We start from the raw sequence: 21,650 nt of genomic DNA on the forward strand, positions 1-21,650 counted from the left end.
GGCGCGGCCCTGCGTAGCCTTGCGCGGGACCCGGTGCAGTGCGTGACTGCGGTGGCGAGGCGCGGCGGAACGCTCCCCGCCCCGCCAGCCCCTCAGAGGTCGAAGATCCGCCCCCGGTTCAGGATGCCGTTCGGGTCCAGCGCCCGTTTCAGCCGCCGCATCACCCCGATCTCGCCGTCGCTGCGGGCGAGGGGAAGCCACGGCTTCTTGTCCACGCCGATCCCGTGTTCGGCCGAGATCGCGCCGCCATGATCCGCCACCACGTGATAGAGCCGGTCCAGCGCCGCCTCCTTCCGCGTGGTGGTGAAGACGTAGTGCAGGTTGCCGTCGCCGATGTGGCCGAACATGTAGAAGTTCGCCCCCGGATCGACCTCCCGCACCGCCTTTTGGCTGGCCACGGCAAAGTCGGCCATCCGCGTCAGCGGGACCGAGATGTCGCCGCTCGCCGTATTGTCGAGGTGACGCACGAATTCCGCCCCGCCGTCGCGGATCTCCCACAGCGTCTCGTATTCCTTGAGCGATTGCGAGACGACGGCATCCAGCGCCAGCCCGTCCTCGATCCCCTCCATCAGCGTGTCGAGGAAACCTTCTGCCGCGCCGCCGGGCGTTGGGGACTGGCTCTCGGCCAGCAGGTAGAAGGGCGCCTCGGTTGCAAGTGGCGGGGTGCGGCCCTGATGGCGGCAGATGCCGAAATAGGCGCCGGGCCACATCACCTCGCAGGCGGTCAGCCGGGGGCCGAGTGCCGCGCGCAGCCGTTGCAGAAGGCTCAGCGCCGCCTCCAGCGAGGGCACGGCGAGGAGGGCGTTCATGGCATCCGCCGGGGCCGGGTGTAGGCGCAGCAGGGCCTTGGTCACCACGCCCATGGTGCCCTCGCTGCCGATGAAGAGCTGGTTCAGGTCGCAGCCGCTGTTGTCCTTCTCCAGCCCGCGCAGGCCCGACAGGATCGTGCCATCGGCCAGCACCGCCTCCAGCCCGGCCACCTGTGCCCGGAACATGCCGTAGCGCAGCACCCGGATGCCGCCCGCGTTGGTGGCGATATTGCCGCCGATGGTGGCGGTGCCGCGCGCGCCGATGTCCACGCCGAAGGTGAACCCCGCCGCACTTGCGGCCTCCTGTACGGCTTGAAGGGGGGCACCGGCCTCGGCCAGAACGGTTGCGCTTTCGGTCGAGATGGCGCCGACGGCGGTCATGCGCTCCAGCGAGAGGACGGCCTCGCCCTCCACGATGCGATGCGCGCCCGAGAGGCCGGTACGCCCGCCATGGACCACCACGCGCTGCCCGGCCGCATCGCAGAGCCGCAGCGCGTCCGAGACCTCCTGCGTCGTGGCAGGCCGCAGCACGAAGCGGGGCCGGGCCGAGACGCGGTCGCGCCGGTCCTCCTGATAGCGCGGGTCGATCCTGTCTCCGGTCAGCAGGGCCTGCGGCGGCAGCACCGCGCCCAGCCGTTCGATCAGGGCCTCCTCGACCCCGCTCAGTACCTCTGTCATCCGCTCCTCCCCAGGACCTGTGATGGGCAACGCAACGACGGTCGCAGAATTAACCTATTTGTCAAACCTTTTAATCTTTTGCGCGCGGTGCTAGCCTCCGAGTCGCTTGAGAGGGGGACCGCCATGGCGCTCGGCAGTGGGCTACAGACAGGATTGCAGACCGGTTTGCAGACCGGAGAGATCGTCCGTGACGGGCTGTCGCGGCAGGTGGCCGACCAGCTGCGCGCCGCGATCCGCGACGGGCAGCTCAAGGTCGATGACCGGCTGCCGAACGAGGAGGACCTCGCGAAGCATTTCGGCGTGTCCCGGCCCACGATCCGCGAGGCGCTCAAGATCCTCGCGGCCCAGAACCTGATCCGCTCGCGCCGCGGCCCCGCCGGGGGCACCTTCGTCTCGCGTCCCGATCCGCAGGGGCTGGGAGAGGCGATTGCCGATGCCGCCACGCTGCTGGTGGGCACGGGCGATATCGACGTGGAGGAGATGCTGACCGCCCGGGCCGAGACCGAGGCCGTCTGCTGCCGCCTTGCCGCCACCGCCCGGACCGAGGCGGACCTCGCCGCGCTGCGGGCCGAGGTTGCCCTGCAACGGGACGAGAACCTGCGCGATGAGGACTTCTGCGCCTCCGACGTGCGGTTCCACCGGGCGCTGGTGCAGGCGACGCACAACCAGCCGCTCAAGCTGATGATGTACGCGGTGATCGAAAGCTTCATCCCCGTGACCAACATGCTGATCTACCGCGAGCATGAGCGCCGCCGCTCGGTCGATCTGCACGACCAGATCACCGAGGCGATCGCGGCGGGCGAGGGGGCCCGCGCCGCAGAACTGATGGGCCGCCACCTCGAGGGGATGCGCGACCTGCTGAATGCCACGCTCGACCGGCGGGCTGCGGGGCGCCCCGGTTGAGACGGCACGCTGACACACCACCAAGAGATCTATTCCGGGAGGAGAACGGAAATGAGCGAAACCTTTCGCGCCATGATGATCACCGATGTCGAGGGCAAGCCCAAGGCGAGCTTTGCCGACATCACGCTGGCCGATCTGCCCGAGCACGAGGTGCTGGTCGAGATCGCCTATTCGACCGTGAACTACAAGGACGGGCTGGCGGTCAGCGGCAAGGGCCGCATCGCGCGCCGCCGCCCCATGGTGGCGGGGATCGACCTTGCCGGCACCGTGGTGGAAAGCGCCTCCCCGGCATGGAAGGCGGGCGACAAGGTCGTGGTGAACGGCTGGGGCCTGTCCGAGACGGAATGGGGCGGCTACAGCCGGTACCAGCGGCTCAAGCCCGAATGGCTGACACGTCTGCCCGAGGCCTTCAGCATGGAACAGGCCATGGCGATCGGCACCGCGGGCTATACCGCCGCGCTCTGCGTGGATGCGCTGGAGCAATGGGGCGCGATCCAGCCCGGCGGTGGCGAGGTGCTGGTGACCGGGGCGGCGGGCGGCGTCGGCTCCACCGCGATCAGCCTGCTCTCGGCCAAGGGCTATACTGTCACGGCGGCCACCGGCCGGCCCGAGACCCATGACTACCTCGCAGGCCTCGGTGCCAGCGGCTTTGTCGCTCGCGCCGATCTGGCCGAACCGGGCGGCGTGCTGCAGAAGGAACGCTGGGCGGGGGCGGTGGATTCCGTCGGCTCCACCACGCTGGCGAACGTGCTGGCGCAGACCTGCTATGGCGGCGCCGTGGCGGCCTGTGGCCTCGCAGGTGGGATGGACCTGCCGGGGTCGGTCGCGCCGCATATCCTGCGCGGCGTGGCGCTTCTGGGGATCGACAGCGTGATGGCCCCGCAGGCCAAGCGGGACCGGGCCTGGGCGCTGCTGGCAGAACATCTCGACACCGCCAAGCTGGCCGAGATCGCCCATGTGGAGCCGATGTCCAACCTGCCGCAACTGGCCGCAGATATCGTCGCGGGCAAGATCCGGGGCCGGGTGGTGGTGGACGTCACCGCCTGAGGGCCTGTCCTGTATGCGGCCTGACACTGGGCCTGCGCCCCCGCCTTTGGTCTCGCCCGCGCCTTTCGGGGGGCGGGCGTGCCACGCTTTGACCTTGGCCGGTGGGCTGCGCTATGCTGCCCGCCGGGACACGGGAGGGTGCCATGGCCGGTGGATGGGCGCGCGACGGCGCGGTGAGCGAACAGATCGAAGCCTCGATCAGCGATGAGTTGAAGCGGATGCAGGCGCGCCGCGGCCCCGTGGGCGAGAGCCTGACCCATTGCGCCGAATGCGAGGAGGAGATCCCCGAGAAGCGCCGCGTGGCGATCCCGGGGGTGAAGCTCTGCATCGACTGCCAGAACGAGCGCGACGGCCGTGCAACGCAGCGCGGCGGGATCAACCGTCGCGGATCGAAGGACAGCCAGTTGAAGTGACCTGAGCCGGGCCATCGCTTGCCCGGCGCTTATCCGGCGCAGCGGACTTCTCCACGCGGAATGGTCTCGGTGACGGGACAGGGGACTGCCTCCGCGAGGCCTGCGTGCAACGTCTCAGGCGGGATCCGGAATTTTCAAAAATTCCGGTCCGTTTTCTTCGAAGAAAACGGGCAGGGCCTCGGATGCGCAGCATCACGTGAGGGCCTTGCCCGGGAGAGAGGCGACCGAAACCCGGCCGCCGCGTCCGTCATTCCGCAGCCATCATTCCGCAGCCACGCCTGCGGCCATTGCCTTGGCCCGCTCGCGCAGCACGAACTTCTGGATCTTGCCGGTCGAGGTCTTGGGCAGATCGTCGAAGACCACCCGCGCGGGGCATTTGAAATGCGCCAGCGACCCCCGGCAATGGGCGATCAGCTCGGCCTCGCTCAGCACGCGGCCCGGGCGCAGTTCCACGAAGGCCGCGGGCCGCTCGCCCCATTTCTCGTCCGGCATCGCAACCACGGCGCAGAGCGACACGTCGGGGTGCCGGAAAAGCGCCTCCTCCACCTCGATGGAAGAGATGTTCTCGCCGCCCGAGATGATGATGTCCTTGGACCGGTCCTTCAGCTGGATATAGCCATCCGCATGCATCACGCCGAGGTCGCCGGTGTGGAACCAGCCACCGCCAAAGGCCTCCTCGGTCGCCTTCGCGTTCTTGAGGTAGCCCTTCATGATCACGTTGCCGCGCAGCATCACCTCGCCCAGCGTCTCGCCGTCGGCGGGCACCGGCTGCATCGTCTCGGGGTCCAGCACGGCGGCCTCGGAGAGCGAGAGGTAGCGCACGCCCTGACGCGCCTTGTGGGCGGCCTGATCGGGCAGGGACAGGGCGTCCCAGTCGCGGTTCCACTCGTTCACCACGGCGGGGCCGTAGGTCTCGGTCAGGCCGTAGAGGTGCAGCACCCGGAAGCCCGCGTCCTTCATGGCGGCCAGCACCGCCTCGGGCGGGGGCGCGGCGGCGGTGATGAAGATCGCCTCCTGCGGGAAGGTCCGCTTGTCGGCCTCCTCGGCGTTGAGCAGCGTCGACATGACGATGGGCGCGCCGCAGAGGTGGGTCACGCCATGTTCGGCGATCAGGTCGTAGATCGGCTTGGCCCGAACCCAGCGGAGGCAGACATGGGTGCCCGCCTGCACTGCCACGGTCCAGGAGAAGCTCCAGCCGTTGCAGTGGAAGAGCGGCAGCGTCCAGAGGTAGACCGGATGCTTGCCCATCTCGCCGTGGATCACCTTGTTCAGCGCCATCAGCGCCGCGCCGCGGTGGTGCAGGACGACGCCCTTGGGGTTGCCCGTGGTGCCCGAGGTGTAGTTGAGCGAGATCGCCTCCCACTCATCCTCGGGCGGCGGCGCGACATAGGCGGGATCGCCCGAGGCGAGGAACTCGGCATAGTCCCACGTCCCGATGGCCGGTCCCTTGGGATAGGGCGCATCCTCGGGATACTCGGGATCGTCGTAGTCGATGATCAGCGGCGGATTTTCGAGGCCCGCCACCGCCTCGGCGGCCAGCGTCGCGAACTCGCGGTCCACGATCAGCACCTTGGCCTCGGCGTGCTCCAGCTGGAAGGCGATGGCCGGCGCGTCGAGCCGGTAGTTCAGCGAATGCAGCACCGCGCCCTCGGCCATGGCGACGCCGTAATGCGCCTCCACCATGGGCGGCGTGTTGGAGAGCAGGACCGAGACCGTATCGCCGCGCCCGATGCCGTGGCGCACCAGCGCCGAGGCGAGGCGGCGGCAGTTCTCCCAGAGCTGCGCATAGGAGGTCCGCTGGCTGCCGTGGACCACGGCGAGGTGGTCGGGATAGGTCAGCGCCGCCCGCTCCAGATAGGAGATCGGCGTCATCGGCTGGTGGTTGGCCGGGCAGGGGGCGAGCCCCTCGTCGTATTTGGTCATCTGTTCCTCCACCGGTCTGGCCCGGTCTCCTCGTGGCCCCGGGGGCCAACTGCCGACCCCCGCGCGGGCGGCGGGGGCGTCCTCGTACTTGGGGGCCGGGGCGCGGGGCCGTCAAGCCCGCGGCGCCGCCGGCGGCAGTCGCCTCAGGCGCTGCGCTTTTCCTTCTCGGCGGTGGGGTGGCCGTCCTTCTTCCAGCCGCCGAAGCCGCCGCGCAGGCTCTGCGCGTCCAGCCCCATCTCCTGCCCGACACGGGCCGCCAGCAGCGACCGCCAGCCGGAGGCGCAGTAGAAGACATAGGTCTTGCCCTCCGCGAACCACTCCTTGTGGTAGGGGCTCTCCGGGTCGATCCAGAACTCCAGCATACCACGGGGCGCGTGTTTTGCGCCCGGGATCATGCCGTCACGCTCCAGCTCGCGCGGGTCCCGGATGTCGACCAGCACGATGCCCTCGTCCTCCAGCTTGCCTGCCATCTCCTCCGCAGTGACCGAGGTCACCATCGCGTCGGCCTCGTCGAGCATCTGCTTGTAGCCTTTTGCCATCGTTCAACGTCCCATGCTGTAGAATTCGGGGTTCGGTTTCATGCTGGTCAGGTTGGCCAGCCGGTTCGACATGCCGAAGAAGGCGGTGATGGCACCGATGTCCCAGATGTCCTCATCCGTGAACCCGTGCCCGTGCAGCACCGCGATGTCCTCCTCGCCGACCTCGTAGGCACGCTCGCAGACCTTCATGGCGAAGTCGAGCATGGCCTTCTGGCGGTCGGTGATCGCCGCCTTGCGGTAGTTGATCGCCACCTGGTCGGCGATCAGCGGGTCCTTGGCGCGGATGCGCAGGATCGCGCCGTGGGCCACGACGCAATACTGGCACTGGTTCAGGTTCGAGGTGGCGACCACGATCATCTCGCGCTCGGCCTTGGTGAGACCCTCCTTCTTGTCCATCAGCGCATCGTGATAGGCAAAGAAGGCCCGGCATTCGTCGGGGCGGTGCGCCAGCGTCAGGAAGACATTGGGCACGAAGCCGGATTTCTCCTGCACGGCGAGGACTTTCTCGCGGATGTCCTCCGGCAGGTCGGCGATTTCCGGCACCGGAAAGCGGCTGATCGGGGTCTCGGTCATCTTGGTCCTTTCTCAGGTTTCGGCGGCAGCCAGAAGCTCCGCCTGGTAGGTCTCGATCGCGTCACCGGCGGGGCCCTGGTAGGGCGCCACGCGGATCAGGCAGGTATGGGCCGAACAGCCCTGCCCGAACTTGGAAGAGCCCACGTCCACGGTCAGCACGTTGGCATTGCCCGCCAGCTCCGGCCCCTGCGCCTGCGGGGTGAACCACGCGCCGGTGGGCAGGACGGCCACGCCCGCGCGCTGATCCGTCGTCAGCGTGGCGGTGGCGAGGCACTCGCCACGGTCGTTCCAGACCCGCACGGTCTGGCCGTCGCTGATGCCGCGCGCCGCCGCATCCTCGGGATGCAGGCGCAGCTGTTCGCGGCCATGGCGTTTTTCGGCAAGGCTCGCAGCCCCGGTTTCGAGCTGCGAATGCAGCCGCCCCTTGGGCTGGTGCGAGATCAGGTGCAGCGCCTCGCCACTGGTGTCGTTGCCGAGCCATTCGACCGGCTCGATCCATGCGGCGTGGGACCAGCAGTCGTCGTAGTCGAGTTCCGCCAGCTTGCGGCTGCCGAGGACGATCTTTCCGCTTTCGGTCGCCAGCGGGGCGGCCTCGGGGTCGGCGCGGAATTCCTTGAGGTAGGTGTGATGCCGCTCGACCGGGGCGGGGGTGTGGCCCTGCGCCCAGAAGGTGTCGAAGTCGGGCATCTCGAACCCCAGCCGCTCTGCCGCATCGGCCCGCGTCTGGTCATAGAGGTGGCGGATCCAGCCCATCTCGTCCCGGCCCTCGGTAAAGGCCTCCTCGACCCCCAGCAGGGCGGCAAGGCGCGAGAAGATCTCGTAATCCGACAGGGCCTCGCCCACGGGCGGGATCGCCTGACCCATGGCCAGCACGTAGTCCGACCGGCGGGCCCCCGCGATGTCGTTGCGCTCCAGCGAGGTGGAGGCCGGCAGCAGGATGTCGGCGCGCCGCGCGGTGGGGGTCATCATCGGCTCCTGCACGATGATGGTCTGGGGCCGGGTCCAGGCCTCCGACAGGCGGTTGAGGTCCTGATGGTGGTGGAACGGGTTGCCGCCCGCCCAGTAGACGAGGCGGGTATCGGGGTAGGTGCGGGTTTCGCCCTCGTAGGTGAACTCCGCCCCCGGGTTCAGCAGCAGGTCGGTGATCCGCGCCACGGGGATGAAGCTGTCGATCACGTCGCGGCCCTTGCTCATCGCGGGCAACTTGCCCCGCGCGATGGGGGAGCCGACACCGCCGAGCGAGCCGTAGCCATAGCCCACGCCGCCGCCGGGCAGGCCCAGCTGGCCGATGACGCAGGCAAGCGCCAGGGCGGCCCAGAACGGCTGTTCGCCGTGATGCGCCCGTTGCAGCGCCCAGCTGACGGTGATCATCGAGCGGGAAGCCAGCATGGCCTCCGCCTGCGCGCGGATCGCCGGGGCCTTCAGCCCGGTGATGCGCGCGGCCCAGTCGGCGTCCTTCACGACGCCGTCGGCGCGGCCGTCGAGATAGGCCAGCAATTCCTCCGACCCGCTGGTGTAGCGGTCGAGGAAGGCGGTATCGGCGCGGCCGGTCTTCACGATCTCGCCCGCCATGCCCAGCATCAGGGCCGCGTCGGTGTTCGGGCGGATCGGCCACCACTCGGCCTCCAGCCACTCGGGCAGGTCGTCCTTCAGCGGCGAGACGAGGGTCACCTTGATACCGCGTTCCTGCATCCGGGCGAGGAATTTTTCCAGCTGGTGGGTGCCGATGCCGCCGGCTTCGCTCTGCGCGGTGCGCGGCGAGAGCGCGCCGAAGACCAGCAGGGTCTCGGTGTTCTCAGCGATGGAATCCAGCGTGTTGGCCCCGCCGCCGCAGGCCTGATCGTCGCCCAGCGTGTGGCGCAGGATCACGGGACCTGCGGCGATGGAATAGGTGTCGCGGTGGCCGGTGTAGCCGCCCACGAGGTTCAGTACCCGTTTCAGCAGGGTCGAGGCATGGTGGAAGCGCCCGCAGCTGGTCCAGCCGTAGGAGCCCGCGAAGATCGAGTCATTGCCGTGGTCCCGCGACACGCGGGTGATTTCCTCCGCCACCAGCGACAGGGCGACGTCCCAGCTGACCGGGATCATCTTTTCCGACCCGCGCCCGCGGCGGTTGCTGTCCAGACGCTTCTCCAGCCAGCCCTCACGCACCATGGGGCGCAGCACCCGACGCTCTTCCTTGGCCCATTCCGGCACGGAATGGATGATGGGCGAGGGCGCGGGATCGGCGGCGAAGGGCTCGACCCCGGTGATCTGGTCGCCCTCCACCAGCAGGGTATAGGCGCCCCAGTGGCTGCAATGCGGAATGCGTCGGGTGGTGGTCATGTGTCGATCCCTCAGATCATGGCTTCGATCAGGAAGGGGCCGGGACGGGACAGGGCGGCGGTAAGCAGATCGGCAAAGCCCTCTGCGGTGTCGGCGCGGGCCGCTTCGACCCCCATTCCGTTTGCCATTTGCACCCAGTTGAGCGCCGGGTCATCCAAATCCAGCATCTTGCGTGCATTTTCACCGGGGTCCCCGGCGCCGACGCCTTTCAATTCACCATGCAGGATGTTGTAGCGCCGGTTGGCGAAGACGATGGTGACCACGTCCAGCCGCTCGCGTGCCTGCGTCCAGAGCGCCTGCACCGTGTACATGCCCGAGCCATCCGCCTGCAGCGAGATCACCTTGCGGTCGGGGCAGGCGACGGCGGCGCCGGTGGCCATGGGCAGGCCGAGGCCGATGGCCCCGCCGGTCAGTTGCAGGAAGTCATGCGGGGCCGCGCCATAGGTGGTGCGGAAGAAGTCCCGCCCGGAAGAGACGCTCTCGTCGCAGATGATCGCGTGATCGGGCATGTGACGGGCAAGCGCCACGGCGATGACATCGGGGGTCAGCGCGCCGGTGGGCATGTCGGGCGCCCCGCGCGCGGCCAGCTGGGCCGCGGGCGCGTCCGCGAGGCCCACCTCGTCCGCAAGCGCCGCGATGGCGGCGGGCACGTCATGGGCGCCGGTGGCCATGTCGATGACGGTGCAACCCTCGGGCAGCATGTTGCCGGGCTGGCCGGGGTAGGCAAAGAAGCCGACAGGCGACTTGGCCGAGATCAGGATCACCTGTTCCGTCTCGGCAAAGGTCTTGAGCGCCAGTTCTATCTTGTAGGGCACCCGGTCAAGCAGCGGGCGGCCCGCGCCCCGTTCCATCCGCCCGTTCGACTGCTGCGCGATCAGCCGCGCGCCGGTCTTGCGGGCGATCCGGTCCAGCACCGCCTGCTGCTCGGCGCGCAGGGCCTTGCCGGAGACGATGATCGTGGTGCTCTTGCCGTTGCGCAGCGCCTGCGCGGCCGCGCGGATCTGCGCGGCCTCGGGGGGCAGCGGCGCGGGCGGGATCAGGGCGGCGGGCACCGCCTGCTGCGCCGCGCCCCAAGAGGCATCGGCATGCAGGGTCAGCGTGGCGATCCGACCGGGCGCGGTCATCGCCTCTGCGATGGCCTCCTCGGTGCGGTCCACGACGGTGTCGGGGCTGTCGGCGCGGCCGACCCAATGGGACATCGGCGCGGCGAGGCTGTCGATGTCCGAGGTCAGCGGCGCGTCGAGCGCGAGGTGATAGGTCGCGTGATCGCCCACCACGTTCACCATCGGCGTGTTCGCGCGCTTGGCGTTGTGGACGTTCGCCAGCCCGTTGGCGAGGCCGGGCCCGAGGTGCAGCAGCGTGGCGGCAGGTTTCTCGGCCATGCGGGCATAGCCGTCGGCGGCACCGGTCACCACGCCCTCGAAGAGCCCCAGCACGCAGCGCATCCGGGGCTGCCGGTCAAGGGCGGCCACGAAGTGCATCTCGGAGGTGCCGGGGTTGGCGAAACAGGTGTCGATCCCGTTGGCCAGCAGGGTTTCGCAAAGCAGGTCGGCGCCGATGGTCATGCGTATTCCTTGTCGTGCAGGGGGGCGGCCTTGGCCGCGAGGTCTGAAAGCACGGCCCAATGGGGCCGGGTCGTGTCGATGAGCTGCCGGAAGGCGGCGTATTTGCCTTGCGCGTAGTCAGCGACGGGGCCGGTGTCTGGGATCAGCCGTTCCTCTGCCGGGCCGATCCAGTGCAGGGCGATGTCCTCTTGTCCGGCGTCCAGCAGGTGGGTCGCCGCTATGGCCGCAAGGCCGCGCGGCCCGGCGTGGGCGGTGGGCGAGCGCAGCACCGGCACCCCGGTGCAGGTGGCGAGGAAGCGGGCGAAGGCCGCATCCCGCGCCAGCCCGCCGCCAAGCGAGAGCGCCCCGCCGGGGGCCCCCATCATCGCGTGCGACGTGCAGGCCACGAAGGCGAGCGCCTCGCGCCCGGCCCAGGCGATTTGCGCGGGCGTGGTGGCGGCGGTCAGGCCGAAGAGCGCGCCGGAGGCCTGCGGATCGGTCCAGGGCGCGCGTTCGCCCCCCGGTTCGAGGAAGGGATGCAGGATCAACGGGGAATAGGCGGGCTCATGCGGGGTGGCGGGATCGCGGAAGACGCCGCCCAGATGGGCCAGCACCGTCGCCCCGTTGAAACAGGGGTGGAAGCAGAGGTAGCCCTCGCCGAGGACGTATTTCTGCACCATCGCCCCGCGCGGCGCCTCGGGCATCGTGTCGGGATCGTCGAGCAGGCAGGCGTGAATGGCGCTGGTCCCGAAGACCGAGGCGCGGGTGACCTCGGGCCGCGTGCCAAGGCCGAGGCCGATCAGCGTGGACTGCACATCGCCCGGCCCCAGCAGCACCGGCAGCCCGGCGGGCAGGCCGGTGATCGCGGCGGCGGCAGGCGAAAGCGCGGCACGGGCCTCGCCCACGGGGGCGAAGGCGGGTTGCAGCTCGACCCCGCGGGTCAGGCCGAGGGCTTCCTGCACGAGGCGGGAGGTCTCACCGCTGCGCCAGCTGCCCCAGACGGGCAGGGCGGCGGTGGGCTCTGCCAGCAATGTGCCGGTGAGCGTGTAGAAGAGCCAGTCCTTCAGCCGCAGGGCATGGGCAATGCGGGCAAAGCGTTCGGGCGCGTTCTGTTGCAGCCAGAGCAGTTGCAGCGATTGCGCGGCGGCGGTGGGGCGGGCGCCGGTGACGGCCTCGATCGCGTCCAGCGCGGGCGCCATGGCGGCGGCGAGCGCACGGGCCCGCCCGTCGAGCCAGGTGAAGGCGTTGCCCACCGGGCGGCCCTCGGCGTCCACGGGCCAGAGCCCGTCGCCCTGACCGGTGAGGATCAGCCCCTCGGGCCGGCCCTGCGCCTGCGCGGCCACATCGCGCAGCACCGCCATGGCGAGGTCACGGCTCGCCTCCATGTCCTGTTCGACCCGCGCGCCCTCACGGCGCAGCGCGGTGTTCGGCCGTTCGGCCGAGGCCAGCAGATGCCCCGCGAGGTCGAAGGCCGCAGCCTTGACCGCCGTGGTGCCGCTGTCGAGACAGATCAGGAGGCGGGTCATGGATCAGGACGCCTTGCGCAGCCCTTCCAGCGTGCCGGGGCTCTGCTGGCCATAGGTCTTGAATTTCACCAGCACCTCGGCGATCTGCGCCTCGGAGAGGGCAGGCGGCTCGCCCATGGGCAGCAGGAGCAGCAGCTGCGTCGCCAGTTCCTCGACCGTCACGGCAAGGGAGAGGGCGCGCGCGATGGAGACATGACCGGCGATGACGCCGTGATGTTCCATCAGGCAGGCGCGGCGGCCCTCCAGCGCCTTGACCACCTGATCCGCCAGCTCCTGCGAGCCGAAGATCTCGTAGGGCGCGCAGCGGATGCTGTCGCCCCCGGCGGCGGCGATGGAATAGTGGATCGCGGGAATGTCGCGGCCCAGGATCGAGACCGAGGTCGCCTTGGTCGAATGGGTGTGCACCACGGCGTTCAGGTCGGGACGCGCCTGCAGGATATCGCGGTGGAAGCGCCATTCGCTCGACGGCAGCACGTCGCCCTCGAAGGTGGCGTCCCAGTTCATTGCCACCACGTGTTCGGGGGTCAGCTGGTCATAGGGGATGCCGGTGGGCGAGATCAGGAAGCCGTCGCCATGACGGACCGAGATATTGCCGGACGTGCCCTTGTTGATGCCAAGGCCGTTCATTGCCTGACAGGCCTTGATCAGCTCCTCGCGGAGTGCGTATTCCTCGTCGGTCATCTGTCCCTCCTCACTTGCACAGATGGCGCGGGGTGTCGCCGGCCAGGAACCGGGCCACATCCTCCGCGATCAGGGTGGCGGCCTTCTTGGCCGAGTAGCGCGAGGCCCCCGCGATATGCGGCGAGAGCGTCACGTTGGGCAGTTGCAGCAGCGGCATGTCGGCGGGCGGCGGCTCGGGCGTGAAGGTGTCCAGCGCGGCCCCCTTCAGGTGCCCCGAGACGAGCGCATCGTAGAGCGCGTCATAGTCCAGCACCTGCCCGCGGGTGGTGTTCACGATGTAGCCGCCGGGCTTCATCATCGCGATCCGCTCGCGGCTGATCATGCCCTTGGTCTCTTCCGTCACCCGGGGATGCAGGGTGATCACGTCGGCGCGCGCCATCAGCTCGTCCAGCTCGGCCTTTTCGTAGCCGTCCGCGATCTCCTGCTCCGTCAGGGGCTTGAAGGGATCGTAGATCAGCATCGAACAGCCGAAGGGCTGCAGCAGCTTGGCCACCCGTGTGCCGATGTCGCCATAGCCCACGATGCCCACCGTCAGCTCGCAAAGCTCCCGCCCCGCGTTGTCGTAGTGGTAGTAATCGCGGCTGAAGGTGCCCGCCCGCACGGCGAGGTGGCCGCGGATCAGGTTGCGCGTCTCCGCCAGCAGCGAGGCCACGGTGAATTCCGCCACCGCCGAGGCATTGCGCCCGGGCGTGTTGATCACGGTGATGCCCCGTTCGCGGGCCGCCGCCATCTCGATGTTCACGGGCCCGCCGCGCGACACGGCGATCAGGCGCAGGTCGGGGGCGTGCTTCAGGCTCTCCGCCGTGATCGGCGCGAGGTGGGTGACAAGGATGTCGAGCCCCTCGAGGAAGCCGAAATATTCCTCCGGCCGGCCGAGGAATTCCGCCACCGGCAGGGTCGGGTCATACTTGGTGGTCTTGGCGTTCAGCGGCCAGTCGACCTCCATCTGGCGGTAGTCCACCGGGCGCGATCCCAGCCGCGCGGCCAGCGCCTCCTGAAACCGGTCCGGCTTCATGAAGCCGTCGCCGATCACGCCAATGGTCAGCGGTTTGGTGTCGAGCGTGCTCATCCCATGCCCTCCTCAGGCGGTTTCGTCCGTCTTCACCGGGGCGAGCCCGGGCAGGACCTCGGCAAATTGCTCCGTGTCCAGCCCGTATTGCGCCATGACCTCGGCGGTGTGCTGGGCAAAGCGGGGCGGGGCGGTGCGGTAGCTGACCGGGGTGCGCGACAGCTTGATCGGGCTGCCGGTGCCGCGATAGGCGCCGATGTCCACCACCATCTCGCGGTGTTTCGTGTGCGGGTCCGCCACCACTTGGTCGATGGTGCGCACGGCGCCGCAGGGGACGCCGCCCTTGATCAGCGTGTCGGAGAGCGTGGCGCAATCGTGCGCGGCCATCGCGGCCTCCAGTTCGACCTTCAGCGCATCCTGATGCGCCAGCCGGTCGGCGTTGGAGGCAAAGCGCGGGTCCTCGGCGATCCCGGGCCGCCCGATGGTGGCGCAGAGCTTGGCGAACTGGCGGTTGTTGCCGACGGCGAGGAAGAGCGGCGCGTCCTTGGTCTGGTAGGTGTCATAGGGGCAGATGTTGGGATGCGCGTTGCCCGTGGGCGCCGCGACCTTGCCCGAGAGGTAATAGTTCGGCAGGTGCGGGTGCAGCAGCGAGACGCCGCAGTCATAGAGCGTCGCCTCGACGAACTGGCCCTTGCCGCTCTGTGCGCGTTCGTTCAGCGCCATGCAGACGCCGAGCGCCGCGTTGAGGCCGGTCACCATGTCCACCACGGGCAGGCCGACGCGGGTCGCCTCGCCGCCCTTTTCGCCGTTCACGCTCATGATCCCGCACAGCGCCTGGATCGCGGCATCATAGCCCGGCAGCCCGCCCATGGGGCCATCGGCGCCGAAGCCCGACACGCGGCAATGGATCAGCTTGGGAAACCGCTCCGACAGCTCGTCATAGCCGAGGCCCCAGCGCTCCAGCGTGCCGGTCTTGAAGTTCTCGATGAAGACATCGGCGCCCGCCAGCAGCTCCAGCAGAAGGTCGCGGCCCGCGTCCAGCGACAGGTCCACGGCGATGCCGCGCTTGTTGCGGTTCAGGCCCTGAAAGTAGCTCGCCGCCCCGTCGAGGAAGGGCGGGCCCCAGCCACGGGTCTCGTCCCCCGCGGGCGGCTCCAGCTTGATCACGTCGGCGCCGTGGTCTGCGAGGATCTGGCCGCAGTAGGGACCGCCGAGGACACGGCTGGCGTCGATGACCTTGAGATTGGCAAGGGAACCGGTGCGGGGGATCATGGAGCTCTCCGTCTCGTCAGGGGGCGTGGGAGGGGCCCGGGGCCGGGCCGCTCAACGTTTGGTCGCAGGCAGGTCGCGCTCTGATCGCGGTCTGCGCGCTCAGGCCGGAACCGACAGCGCGGCGAGGTCGCGGCGCCAGTCGGCGGCAAAGGCGGGGTAGGTCTCTTCCAGCTCGTCCAGCACCCGGGTGCGCAACAGTTCCAGCGTGGCGGCATCGGGCGCGGGCGTTTCGGGCACGCTGTCGGCATGCTCGAAGGCAAAGCCCGTCGCCTCCTGGATCGAGGCCAGGCTCTCGCCCTCGTGGGTGCTTTCCAGCGTGAAACCGGGCCGGGTCTTGTCGAAGCTGAAGAGCCCCTTGCCGGTCAGCAGGGCCACCGGCCCGCCGGGGCGGTAGACCTCGGGGTCGGAGACGCCGGGGGCGGAGACGAAATCGACCTTCTCGACCATGACGCGGGGGGTGTGTTCCTCGCGGAAGAGGATCACCTTGGGCACCACGAAGTAGAGATAGGCCGAGCCGAAGGAGCCGGGCCAGCGGACCTTGATCTGCGGGTAGTGGCCTACGCCTACGAGGTTCACGTTGGCCTGTCCGTCGATCTGGCCGCCGCCGAGGAAGAAGGCGTCGATGCGCCCCTGTCCGGCGCTGTCGAAGAGCTCGCACGAGCCGTTGGTGAAGAAGTTGTGCTCCACCGAGCCGAGGATCGAGAGGCGCACGGTGCGCTCGTTCTCGTCCAGCGCGCGGCGCAGCATCGCGCCCGCGGCCGGCATCGGGGAGGAGGCACCGACGGCCACGTGGCGCACGCCCTCCAGCAGCCGGGCAATGGTGGTGATCAGGATCTCGCGGGGCAGGACATTGCTCATGCGGGCTCTCCCTGTTGCGCGGTCTCGGACATGTAGGCGTCAAAGCCCTCCTGCGTACGGGCGGCGGCGGCGTAGCGCTTCAGCTCGTCCACGTCGGCGGGGTATTCCCCCCAGAGCCCATAGGGCCATGCGCCCTTCGGCGCCTCCGCCACGGCGGAGACATAGAGCGCGGGCAGGACACCGGCGCCGGTCATCTCGTCCGCCAGCAGGTTGCCCTCGACGATGCGGTCCACGGTCACGTAGGTCTCGCGCGCGGCATAAGCCATGGGGGCCAGTTCGCGGCGGCGGCCGATCCAGACGTTGCCGTGCCGGTCCGCCATGGGGGCATGGAAGATCGCCACGTCGGGATGGATCGCGGGGATCAGCACCACGGGATCCTTCTGATCCGACAGGGGGTTGTCGATCACCTTCCAGTCCGGGCGGTTGGCCAGAACATCGGTGCCGATCAGCCCGCGCAGCGGCAGGAAGGGCGATCCCTTCTGGGCCGCGATCAGGCCCGCGTGGACGGCGGGGCAGGTGGCGTCGATCACCTTGATGCTCCCCTCCTTGACCGCGGCGTTGAACCGGGGCGCGCCCCCGGCCTCGCCGAGGCTGACGGCGCTGGTCTCGACAGAGCGGACGCAGCCTGCGCCCACCAGCATGTCGACCTGCAAGCCGCCCGTGGGTACGCAGACCAGATCGAGATCGCGCAGGCCGGCCTCGATCATCGGGCGCGTCAGCGCCATGGAGACACCGGCGTAATCCACCGGCACCGCAATGCGCATACCGCTGCGCAGCTTCGAGACGATCCCTTTCAGGTCGCTTTGCATGGGGTCCTCCTCCCTCGCGCCCCTCTGGCGCGTGTTCCGAATTGTGGAACGATGCTTCGAAATCGAACATAGGTTAGGGCGCTTGCCACTGTCAATCGCCCAATTCATGCTGCGCCGCCGCAAATGACGCTGCGGAATCCGGGGCATTGACAGAAATGGAATCGTGATCAAAGATAAAACTCGGAAAATCGTTCTATTATATGGAACGCAAGGGAGGAAAACATGATCGTCAACCTGGCAGAGCGCCCCGGCGCCTCTGATCCCGCCGCCCTATCCGGTGCGGGGCCGCAGCCCCAGACCGGGATCGGTTCGGGCATTTCCATTCGCGACGCGGTCAAGCGCTACGGCAGTTTTGCCGCCGCCGACCACATCAGCCTCGACATCCGGCCGGGCGAATTCGTCACGCTGCTGGGGCCCTCGGGCAGTGGCAAGACGACGCTGCTGAACCTGCTGGCGGGCTTCCAGCAGCTGAACGCGGGCGAGATCCTCGTGGACGGCAAGGCGATCCATAACGTGCCGGTGCACAAGCGCGGCTTCGGCATGGTGTTTCAGAGCTATGCGCTCTTCCCCAACATGACCGTGGCGCAGAACGTGGCCTTCCCGATGCGGATGGCGGGGCTCGACCGGGCCACCAGCGACCGCCGCGTGCACGAGACGCTGGAGATGATGCGCCTGACGGAACACGCGCAGAAGATGCCCTCGGAGATGTCGGGCGGCCAGCAGCAGCGGGTGGCGATCGCGCGCTCGATCGTGATGCGCCCGCGGGTGGTGCTGATGGACGAACCGCTCTCGGCCCTCGATCGGCGGCTGCGCGAGTCGATCCAGATCGAGATCCGCGAGATCCACCGCACCATCGGCTCCACCTTCCTCTTCGTGACCCACGACCAGAGCGAGGCGCTGACCATGTCGGACCGGATCGCGGTGATGGATGCGGGCAAGATCATCCAGGTCGATACGCCCGATGAAATCTATCGCCGTCCGCGCAACCGCTTCGTGGCGTCCTTCATCGGCGAGAGCAACCTCGTGGAGGCCGAGATCCTGCGCCGCGAGGGGGGCGCGCTGACCCTGCGCACTCGCACCGGCCACCAGTTCCGCGCCGAAAGCCGCGACGAGGTGACGGGCCGCAACGTGACCGTTCTGGTGCGCCCCGAACGGCTGCGCCTGCATGAGGCCGCGATGCCCGGCTCGATCCCCGCCAGGGTGCGCTCGGCGCTCTTCCTGGGCGAGGTGCTGCGGATCGAGGTGGAGCTCGACTCGGGCGAGGTGATGCTGGTGCGCTGTCCTGACCGGGCCGGGCAGGTGCTGCCCGATCCCGGCAGCGAGGTGCATGTCAGCTGGGGGGCCGAGGACGGCTGGGTGCTGGCATGACCGATGTGCCCGCCGATGCGCTGACGGCACCGCGCCGCTCCCTGCGCCAGAGGCTGAGCAATCCGGCCCTGCTGCTGCTGCCGGCCTTCGCCTTCCTCGCCTTCATCTATGTCCAGCCGCTGATCGACCTGATGATGACCTCGGTCGAGGGCGAGCCGTGGTATGCCGACCTCGCGCGGGTCTTCTCGACCCCGCTCTATTTCGACAGCCTGATCCGCACCATGCAGATCGCCCTGACGGTGGCGCTGCTCTGTGCGCTTTTCGGCTACCCGGCGGCGCTGCTGATCCAGCGCACCCGGGGCGTCACGCAGATGCTGGTCGCCACGGCGATCATCCTGCCGTATTTCATCGCGATCCTGATCCGCACCTATGCCTGGATGGTCCTTCTGGGCCGCAACGGGCCGATCAACAAGGTGGCGGTCTGGCTGGGCATCTTCGACGAGCCGCTGGGTCTGCTTTTCAACCGGGGCGCGGTGCTGCTGGGGATGACGGCGGTGCTGCTGCCGATCATGGTGCTCTCGATCTATTCCAGCCTGACGCGGGTCGATCCGGCGCTGAAACGCGCGGCCATGGCCAATGGCGCGGGGCCGCTGGCCGCCTTCTGGCGGGTGCTGCTGCCGCTGACCCTGCCGGGTGTCGGCGCGGGCTTCCTGCTGGTCTTCGTGCAGGCGCTTGGCTTCTTCATCACGCCGACCCTGCTGGGGGGGCCGGGCGACATGATGTTCGCCATGCACATCACCCAACAGGCCGACAGCGTGACCGGCGAAGGCTTCCTGCAGGCGCTTGCGGTGGTGCTGCTGGTGATCACGCTGGTGACCGTGGCCATCGCGGGCCGCCTGCTGGGGTTCGAGTTCATCTGGGGCGGCACCCGCGCCGCACCTGCGCCGAAACCGGCCAAGGCGGTGGAGCGGACCCCGCGTCGCGGGCTGTCGGCCACCGTGGCCGATACCGTGGGCTGGCCGCTGCTGCGCATGGTCAGCGGCTTGCAGGCCCGCTGGGGCGCCTGGACCGTGCGGTTGATGGGCGGCTTCATCGTGGCGATGCTGGTGATCCCGATCGTCGTGGTGATGATCATTTCCTTCAGCAAGGCCAGTTACCTGACCTTCCCGCCGCCGGCCTATTCGCTGCGCTGGTACGAGAAGTTCTTTTCCGACAGCAACTGGATGGATGCCTTCTGGAACTCGCTCGGCATCGCCTGCCTCTCTGCCGGGATCTCGGTCTCGCTGGGGGCGACGGCAGCGATGGGGATCGTGCGCAGCACCATCAAGTACAAGTCGACCGTGATGCTGCTGCTGGTCAGCCCGATGATCGTGCCGCCGGTGGTGCTGGGCCTGTCGCTCTACTCGCTGTTCCTGAAGTTCGAGCTGGTAGGCACCTACCTTGGCCTTGCCGCCGCGCATTCCATCGGGGGCATTCCCATCGTGGTGGTGATCGTCGCCGCCGCGCTGCAGGGGGTGGACCGCCAGCTGGAGCAGGGGGCGGCCGTGCATGGCGCCTCGCCGCTGACGGTGTTCCGCACCGTGACCCTTCCGGCCATCGCGCCGGGGCTGGGGGCGGCGGTCTTCTTTGCCTTCCTGCATTCCTTTGACGAGCTCGTGCTGACGCTGTTCCTGTCCAGCCCGCGCATGAAGACCCTGCCGCTGATGCTCTGGGGGGACATCAACTACCAGCTGAACCCGGTCCTGGCCGTGGTCTCGACGCTGGAGGTCCTGCTTGTCGTCGGCGGCATCATCCTCGCCCGGCCGGTCCTGACCCGGCGGGCGGGGGCCAATTAACCAAAAGCACCGTAAACAGTGGAGGAGAACACGATGCTGAAACTCACGAGGAGGACCCGCCGGCTGCTGGCGTTTGCCATGGCCGCGATGCTGATGGGCGGGGCGCAGGGCGCGCTCGCCGAGGGCGAGGTGATCATGCAGGACCCGGGCGGCAGCTACGGCGACGCGCTGCGCTCCGTCATGTACGACAACTTCGAGAAGGAGACCGGGATCGACGTGATCACCGTTCAGGAAGCGCGCTCCGGCCCGCGGATCAAGGCGCAGGTCGAGGCCGGCAAGGCCGAGTGGGACCTGACCTTCATCTTCGACCAGGAGACCAAGCTGCTTGGGGATTGCTGCCTTGCGGACATCGACTATGACAAGCTGTCGGACACCGCCAAGGAAACCCTGGCCACCATGCCCGACAACCTGAAGCGGCCCAAGGGCGTCGCGCTGCAGGTGATCGGTGTGGGCCTCGTCTACAACACCGATGTCTACAGCGACGAGAAGCCCACCACCTGGGCCGATTTCTGGGACCAGGAGAAGTTCCCGGGCAAGCGTTGCCTGCCGGCCTGGCCGCGCTTCAACATGGAGGCCGCGCTGATGGCCGACGGGGTGGCGAAGGAGGATCTCTACCCGCTCGACATGGAGCGCGCGCTGAAGAAGCTGGAGGAGATCAAGCCCTACGTGACGAAGTGGTGGACCACCTCGGCGCAGTCGCCCCAGCTGCTGCTGGATGGCGAGGCCGACATGTGCATGGCCTACACCGGCTCGACCTCGCTTCTGGCGCTGGAAGGCGCCCCGATCGAGGTGGAGTGGAACCAGGGCTTCGTCTACTACGACTTCTTCTCGATCCCCAAGGGCGCGCCGAACTATGACAACGCGCTCAAGCTGCTGTCCTGGCGGCTGGACCCCGACCTGGCGGCCGAGCTGACCTCGACCTACCCGGTCGCGCTGCCCTCGCCGCTGGTCTTCGAGAAGGCCGACCCCGAGATCAGCATCTACTGGGCCAACAACCCCGACAACGTGTCGAAGGCGATCGAGTGGAGCCCCGAGTTCTGGGGCGCGATGACCGCCGACGGCAAGATGACCAACGAGGAATGGGGTCAGGAGAAGCTGAACGAGCTTCTGGCGAAGTAAGCCCCCAGTCGCCGGAATGACGTGGCCGCGGGAGGCTCCCTTCCGCGGCCACTGCTTTGGGGTGGGGTGTTGCGCGGTTTTGCGGATGTCGGCTTGCTATGAGGTTTGGCTTGGGGTGCGACAGGGCGAAGGGCTGAGGGGTAAAGGGCTTTTCGCGCCCGGGCTTCCCTTGTCATGCAATAGGCGTTTCCCTCGGGGCTTAGCCCCGCAAGCTGGCACATTACTAAGGTTCCCTCTGGGCTTGGGGCTTAGCGTCGCAATCGGGCACTTAGCCACTGTTCCCTCGATAGGTCCCGCCCGGCCTCAGGCCGGGCAGCGCCGACCCGCCCCCCTGGGGCGGCGCTGCCCTTTGTGGGGGCCAGTGGGAGAGCAGTGGGGGAGTAGTGGGGTCCAGTCGGGCCAGTTTGGGGCAGTGGGATCGGGGACCGAGAACCCAACCACCCCCACACCATCATTCCCGGGTTTGCTCGGCCCCGGGAACA

Annotated in this window: 18 protein-coding genes; 6 read left to right on the forward strand and 12 right to left on the reverse strand. The window is 68.7% G+C overall.

Features of this window, described 5'->3' with window-relative positions; translation table 11 throughout:
• Positions 1 to 92: 92 nt before the first annotated feature.
• The gene (locus tag ACX9MO_RS16215; RefSeq protein ID WP_462212586.1) at positions 93 to 1,487 is read right to left on the reverse strand and encodes an FAD-binding oxidoreductase; all 1,395 of its coding nucleotides are present in this window, start codon (positions 1,485 to 1,487) and stop codon (positions 93 to 95) included.
• 153 nt (positions 1,488 to 1,640) lie between these two features.
• Between ACX9MO_RS16215 and ACX9MO_RS16220 the strand changes: the two genes are divergently transcribed.
• From ACX9MO_RS16220 to ACX9MO_RS16230, 3 genes are all read left to right on the forward strand, one after another.
• A complete protein-coding gene (locus tag ACX9MO_RS16220; protein WP_462212587.1) occupies positions 1,641 to 2,390 on the forward strand; it encodes a FadR/GntR family transcriptional regulator in 750 nt (249 codons plus the stop codon).
• 51 nt (positions 2,391 to 2,441) lie between these two features.
• Positions 2,442 to 3,437, forward strand: coding sequence for an MDR family oxidoreductase (locus tag ACX9MO_RS16225; protein WP_462212588.1), 996 nt, complete (start codon positions 2,442 to 2,444; stop codon positions 3,435 to 3,437).
• A 143-nt stretch (positions 3,438 to 3,580) separates the two neighbouring features.
• Positions 3,581 to 3,850 carry a DksA/TraR family C4-type zinc finger protein gene (locus tag ACX9MO_RS16230; protein WP_222489645.1) on the forward strand — a complete coding sequence of 90 codons (270 nt, stop codon included), beginning with the start codon at positions 3,581 to 3,583 and terminating at the stop codon, positions 3,848 to 3,850.
• A 261-nt stretch (positions 3,851 to 4,111) separates the two neighbouring features.
• On the opposite strand, the gene ACX9MO_RS16235 is transcribed toward ACX9MO_RS16230, so the two are convergent.
• The 11 genes from ACX9MO_RS16235 to ACX9MO_RS16285 all read right to left on the reverse strand — a co-directional run bounded on the left by ACX9MO_RS16235 (position 4,112) and on the right by ACX9MO_RS16285 (position 16,906).
• Positions 4,112 to 5,773 (reverse strand): acyl-CoA synthetase, encoded by a 1,662-nt coding sequence (locus ACX9MO_RS16235; RefSeq protein ID WP_462212589.1) that lies wholly within the window; start codon positions 5,771 to 5,773, stop codon positions 4,112 to 4,114.
• Between the two features lie 143 nt (positions 5,774 to 5,916).
• Positions 5,917 to 6,312, reverse strand: a complete 396-nt coding sequence (locus ACX9MO_RS16240) for a rhodanese-like domain-containing protein (protein WP_462212590.1) — start codon at positions 6,310 to 6,312, stop codon at positions 5,917 to 5,919.
• A 3-nt stretch (positions 6,313 to 6,315) separates the two neighbouring features.
• Positions 6,316 to 6,885: a peroxidase-related enzyme gene (locus ACX9MO_RS16245; RefSeq protein WP_222489648.1), complete on the reverse strand. Its 570-nt coding sequence runs from the start codon at positions 6,883 to 6,885 to the stop codon at positions 6,316 to 6,318.
• 12 nt (positions 6,886 to 6,897) lie between these two features.
• Positions 6,898 to 9,207: a molybdopterin-dependent oxidoreductase gene (locus tag ACX9MO_RS16250; RefSeq protein WP_462212591.1), complete on the reverse strand. Its 2,310-nt coding sequence runs from the start codon at positions 9,205 to 9,207 to the stop codon at positions 6,898 to 6,900.
• Between the two features lie 11 nt (positions 9,208 to 9,218).
• The gene (locus tag ACX9MO_RS16255; protein WP_462212592.1) at positions 9,219 to 10,772 is read right to left on the reverse strand and encodes an acetolactate synthase large subunit; all 1,554 of its coding nucleotides are present in this window, start codon (positions 10,770 to 10,772) and stop codon (positions 9,219 to 9,221) included.
• The gene (locus ACX9MO_RS16260) at positions 10,769 to 12,277 is read right to left on the reverse strand and encodes an FGGY family carbohydrate kinase (protein WP_462212593.1); all 1,509 of its coding nucleotides are present in this window, start codon (positions 12,275 to 12,277) and stop codon (positions 10,769 to 10,771) included. The genes ACX9MO_RS16255 and ACX9MO_RS16260 overlap by 4 nt, the downstream gene beginning before the upstream one ends.
• Positions 12,278 to 12,280: 3 nt before the next feature.
• Complete coding sequence (locus ACX9MO_RS16265; RefSeq protein WP_462212594.1) at positions 12,281 to 12,958, reverse strand: class II aldolase/adducin family protein; 678 nt, start codon at positions 12,956 to 12,958, stop codon at positions 12,281 to 12,283.
• Between the two features lie 10 nt (positions 12,959 to 12,968).
• Positions 12,969 to 14,027 (reverse strand): 2-hydroxyacid dehydrogenase, encoded by a 1,059-nt coding sequence (locus tag ACX9MO_RS16270; RefSeq protein ID WP_462212595.1) that lies wholly within the window; start codon positions 14,025 to 14,027, stop codon positions 12,969 to 12,971.
• Between the two features lie 12 nt (positions 14,028 to 14,039).
• The gene (locus ACX9MO_RS16275; protein ID WP_462212596.1) at positions 14,040 to 15,239 is read right to left on the reverse strand and encodes a CaiB/BaiF CoA transferase family protein; all 1,200 of its coding nucleotides are present in this window, start codon (positions 15,237 to 15,239) and stop codon (positions 14,040 to 14,042) included.
• A 99-nt stretch (positions 15,240 to 15,338) separates the two neighbouring features.
• Complete coding sequence (locus ACX9MO_RS16280) at positions 15,339 to 16,097, reverse strand: CoA-transferase (RefSeq protein WP_462212597.1); 759 nt, start codon at positions 16,095 to 16,097, stop codon at positions 15,339 to 15,341.
• On the reverse strand, positions 16,094 to 16,906 hold the full coding sequence (locus tag ACX9MO_RS16285; protein WP_462212598.1) for a CoA transferase subunit A: 813 nt from the start codon (positions 16,904 to 16,906) through the stop codon (positions 16,094 to 16,096). Before ACX9MO_RS16285 ends, ACX9MO_RS16280 begins: the two co-directional genes overlap by 4 nt.
• A 222-nt stretch (positions 16,907 to 17,128) precedes the next feature.
• On the opposite strand from ACX9MO_RS16285, the gene ACX9MO_RS16290 reads away from it, so the two are divergent.
• From ACX9MO_RS16290 to ACX9MO_RS16300, 3 genes are read left to right on the forward strand one after another with little or no spacing between them, the layout of a single operon-like run.
• Positions 17,129 to 18,274 (forward strand): ABC transporter ATP-binding protein, encoded by a 1,146-nt coding sequence (locus tag ACX9MO_RS16290; RefSeq protein WP_462212599.1) that lies wholly within the window; start codon positions 17,129 to 17,131, stop codon positions 18,272 to 18,274.
• A complete protein-coding gene (locus tag ACX9MO_RS16295) occupies positions 18,271 to 20,049 on the forward strand; it encodes an ABC transporter permease subunit (protein WP_462212600.1) in 1,779 nt (592 codons plus the stop codon). The genes ACX9MO_RS16290 and ACX9MO_RS16295 overlap by 4 nt, the downstream gene beginning before the upstream one ends.
• Positions 20,050 to 20,082: 33 nt before the next feature.
• Positions 20,083 to 21,168 (forward strand): extracellular solute-binding protein, encoded by a 1,086-nt coding sequence (locus tag ACX9MO_RS16300; RefSeq protein ID WP_222489658.1) that lies wholly within the window; start codon positions 20,083 to 20,085, stop codon positions 21,166 to 21,168.
• Positions 21,169 to 21,650 lie beyond the last annotated feature (482 nt).

This window comes from Pseudooceanicola profundus, assembly GCF_054919315.1.

Coding starts and splice junctions, on each gene's coding strand:
- ACX9MO_RS16215 (WP_462212586.1), bottom strand. CDS start 1,487: ATGACAGAGGTACTGAGCGGGGTCGAGGAGGCCCTGATCGAACGGCTG.
- ACX9MO_RS16225 (WP_462212588.1), top strand. CDS start 2,442: ATGAGCGAAACCTTTCGCGCCATGATGATCACCGATGTCGAGGGCAAG.
- ACX9MO_RS16230 (WP_222489645.1), top strand. CDS start 3,581: ATGGCCGGTGGATGGGCGCGCGACGGCGCGGTGAGCGAACAGATCGAA.
- ACX9MO_RS16235 (WP_462212589.1), bottom strand. CDS start 5,773: ATGACCAAATACGACGAGGGGCTCGCCCCCTGCCCGGCCAACCACCAG.
- ACX9MO_RS16240 (WP_462212590.1), bottom strand. CDS start 6,312: ATGGCAAAAGGCTACAAGCAGATGCTCGACGAGGCCGACGCGATGGTG.
- ACX9MO_RS16245 (WP_222489648.1), bottom strand. CDS start 6,885: ATGACCGAGACCCCGATCAGCCGCTTTCCGGTGCCGGAAATCGCCGAC.
- ACX9MO_RS16250 (WP_462212591.1), bottom strand. CDS start 9,207: ATGACCACCACCCGACGCATTCCGCATTGCAGCCACTGGGGCGCCTAT.
- ACX9MO_RS16255 (WP_462212592.1), bottom strand. CDS start 10,772: ATGACCATCGGCGCCGACCTGCTTTGCGAAACCCTGCTGGCCAACGGG.
- ACX9MO_RS16260 (WP_462212593.1), bottom strand. CDS start 12,277: ATGACCCGCCTCCTGATCTGTCTCGACAGCGGCACCACGGCGGTCAAG.
- ACX9MO_RS16265 (WP_462212594.1), bottom strand. CDS start 12,958: ATGACCGACGAGGAATACGCACTCCGCGAGGAGCTGATCAAGGCCTGT.
- ACX9MO_RS16270 (WP_462212595.1), bottom strand. CDS start 14,027: ATGAGCACGCTCGACACCAAACCGCTGACCATTGGCGTGATCGGCGAC.
- ACX9MO_RS16275 (WP_462212596.1), bottom strand. CDS start 15,239: ATGATCCCCCGCACCGGTTCCCTTGCCAATCTCAAGGTCATCGACGCC.
- ACX9MO_RS16280 (WP_462212597.1), bottom strand. CDS start 16,097: ATGAGCAATGTCCTGCCCCGCGAGATCCTGATCACCACCATTGCCCGG.
- ACX9MO_RS16285 (WP_462212598.1), bottom strand. CDS start 16,906: ATGCAAAGCGACCTGAAAGGGATCGTCTCGAAGCTGCGCAGCGGTATG.
- ACX9MO_RS16290 (WP_462212599.1), top strand. CDS start 17,129: ATGATCGTCAACCTGGCAGAGCGCCCCGGCGCCTCTGATCCCGCCGCC.
- ACX9MO_RS16295 (WP_462212600.1), top strand. CDS start 18,271: ATGACCGATGTGCCCGCCGATGCGCTGACGGCACCGCGCCGCTCCCTG.
- ACX9MO_RS16300 (WP_222489658.1), top strand. CDS start 20,083: ATGCTGAAACTCACGAGGAGGACCCGCCGGCTGCTGGCGTTTGCCATG.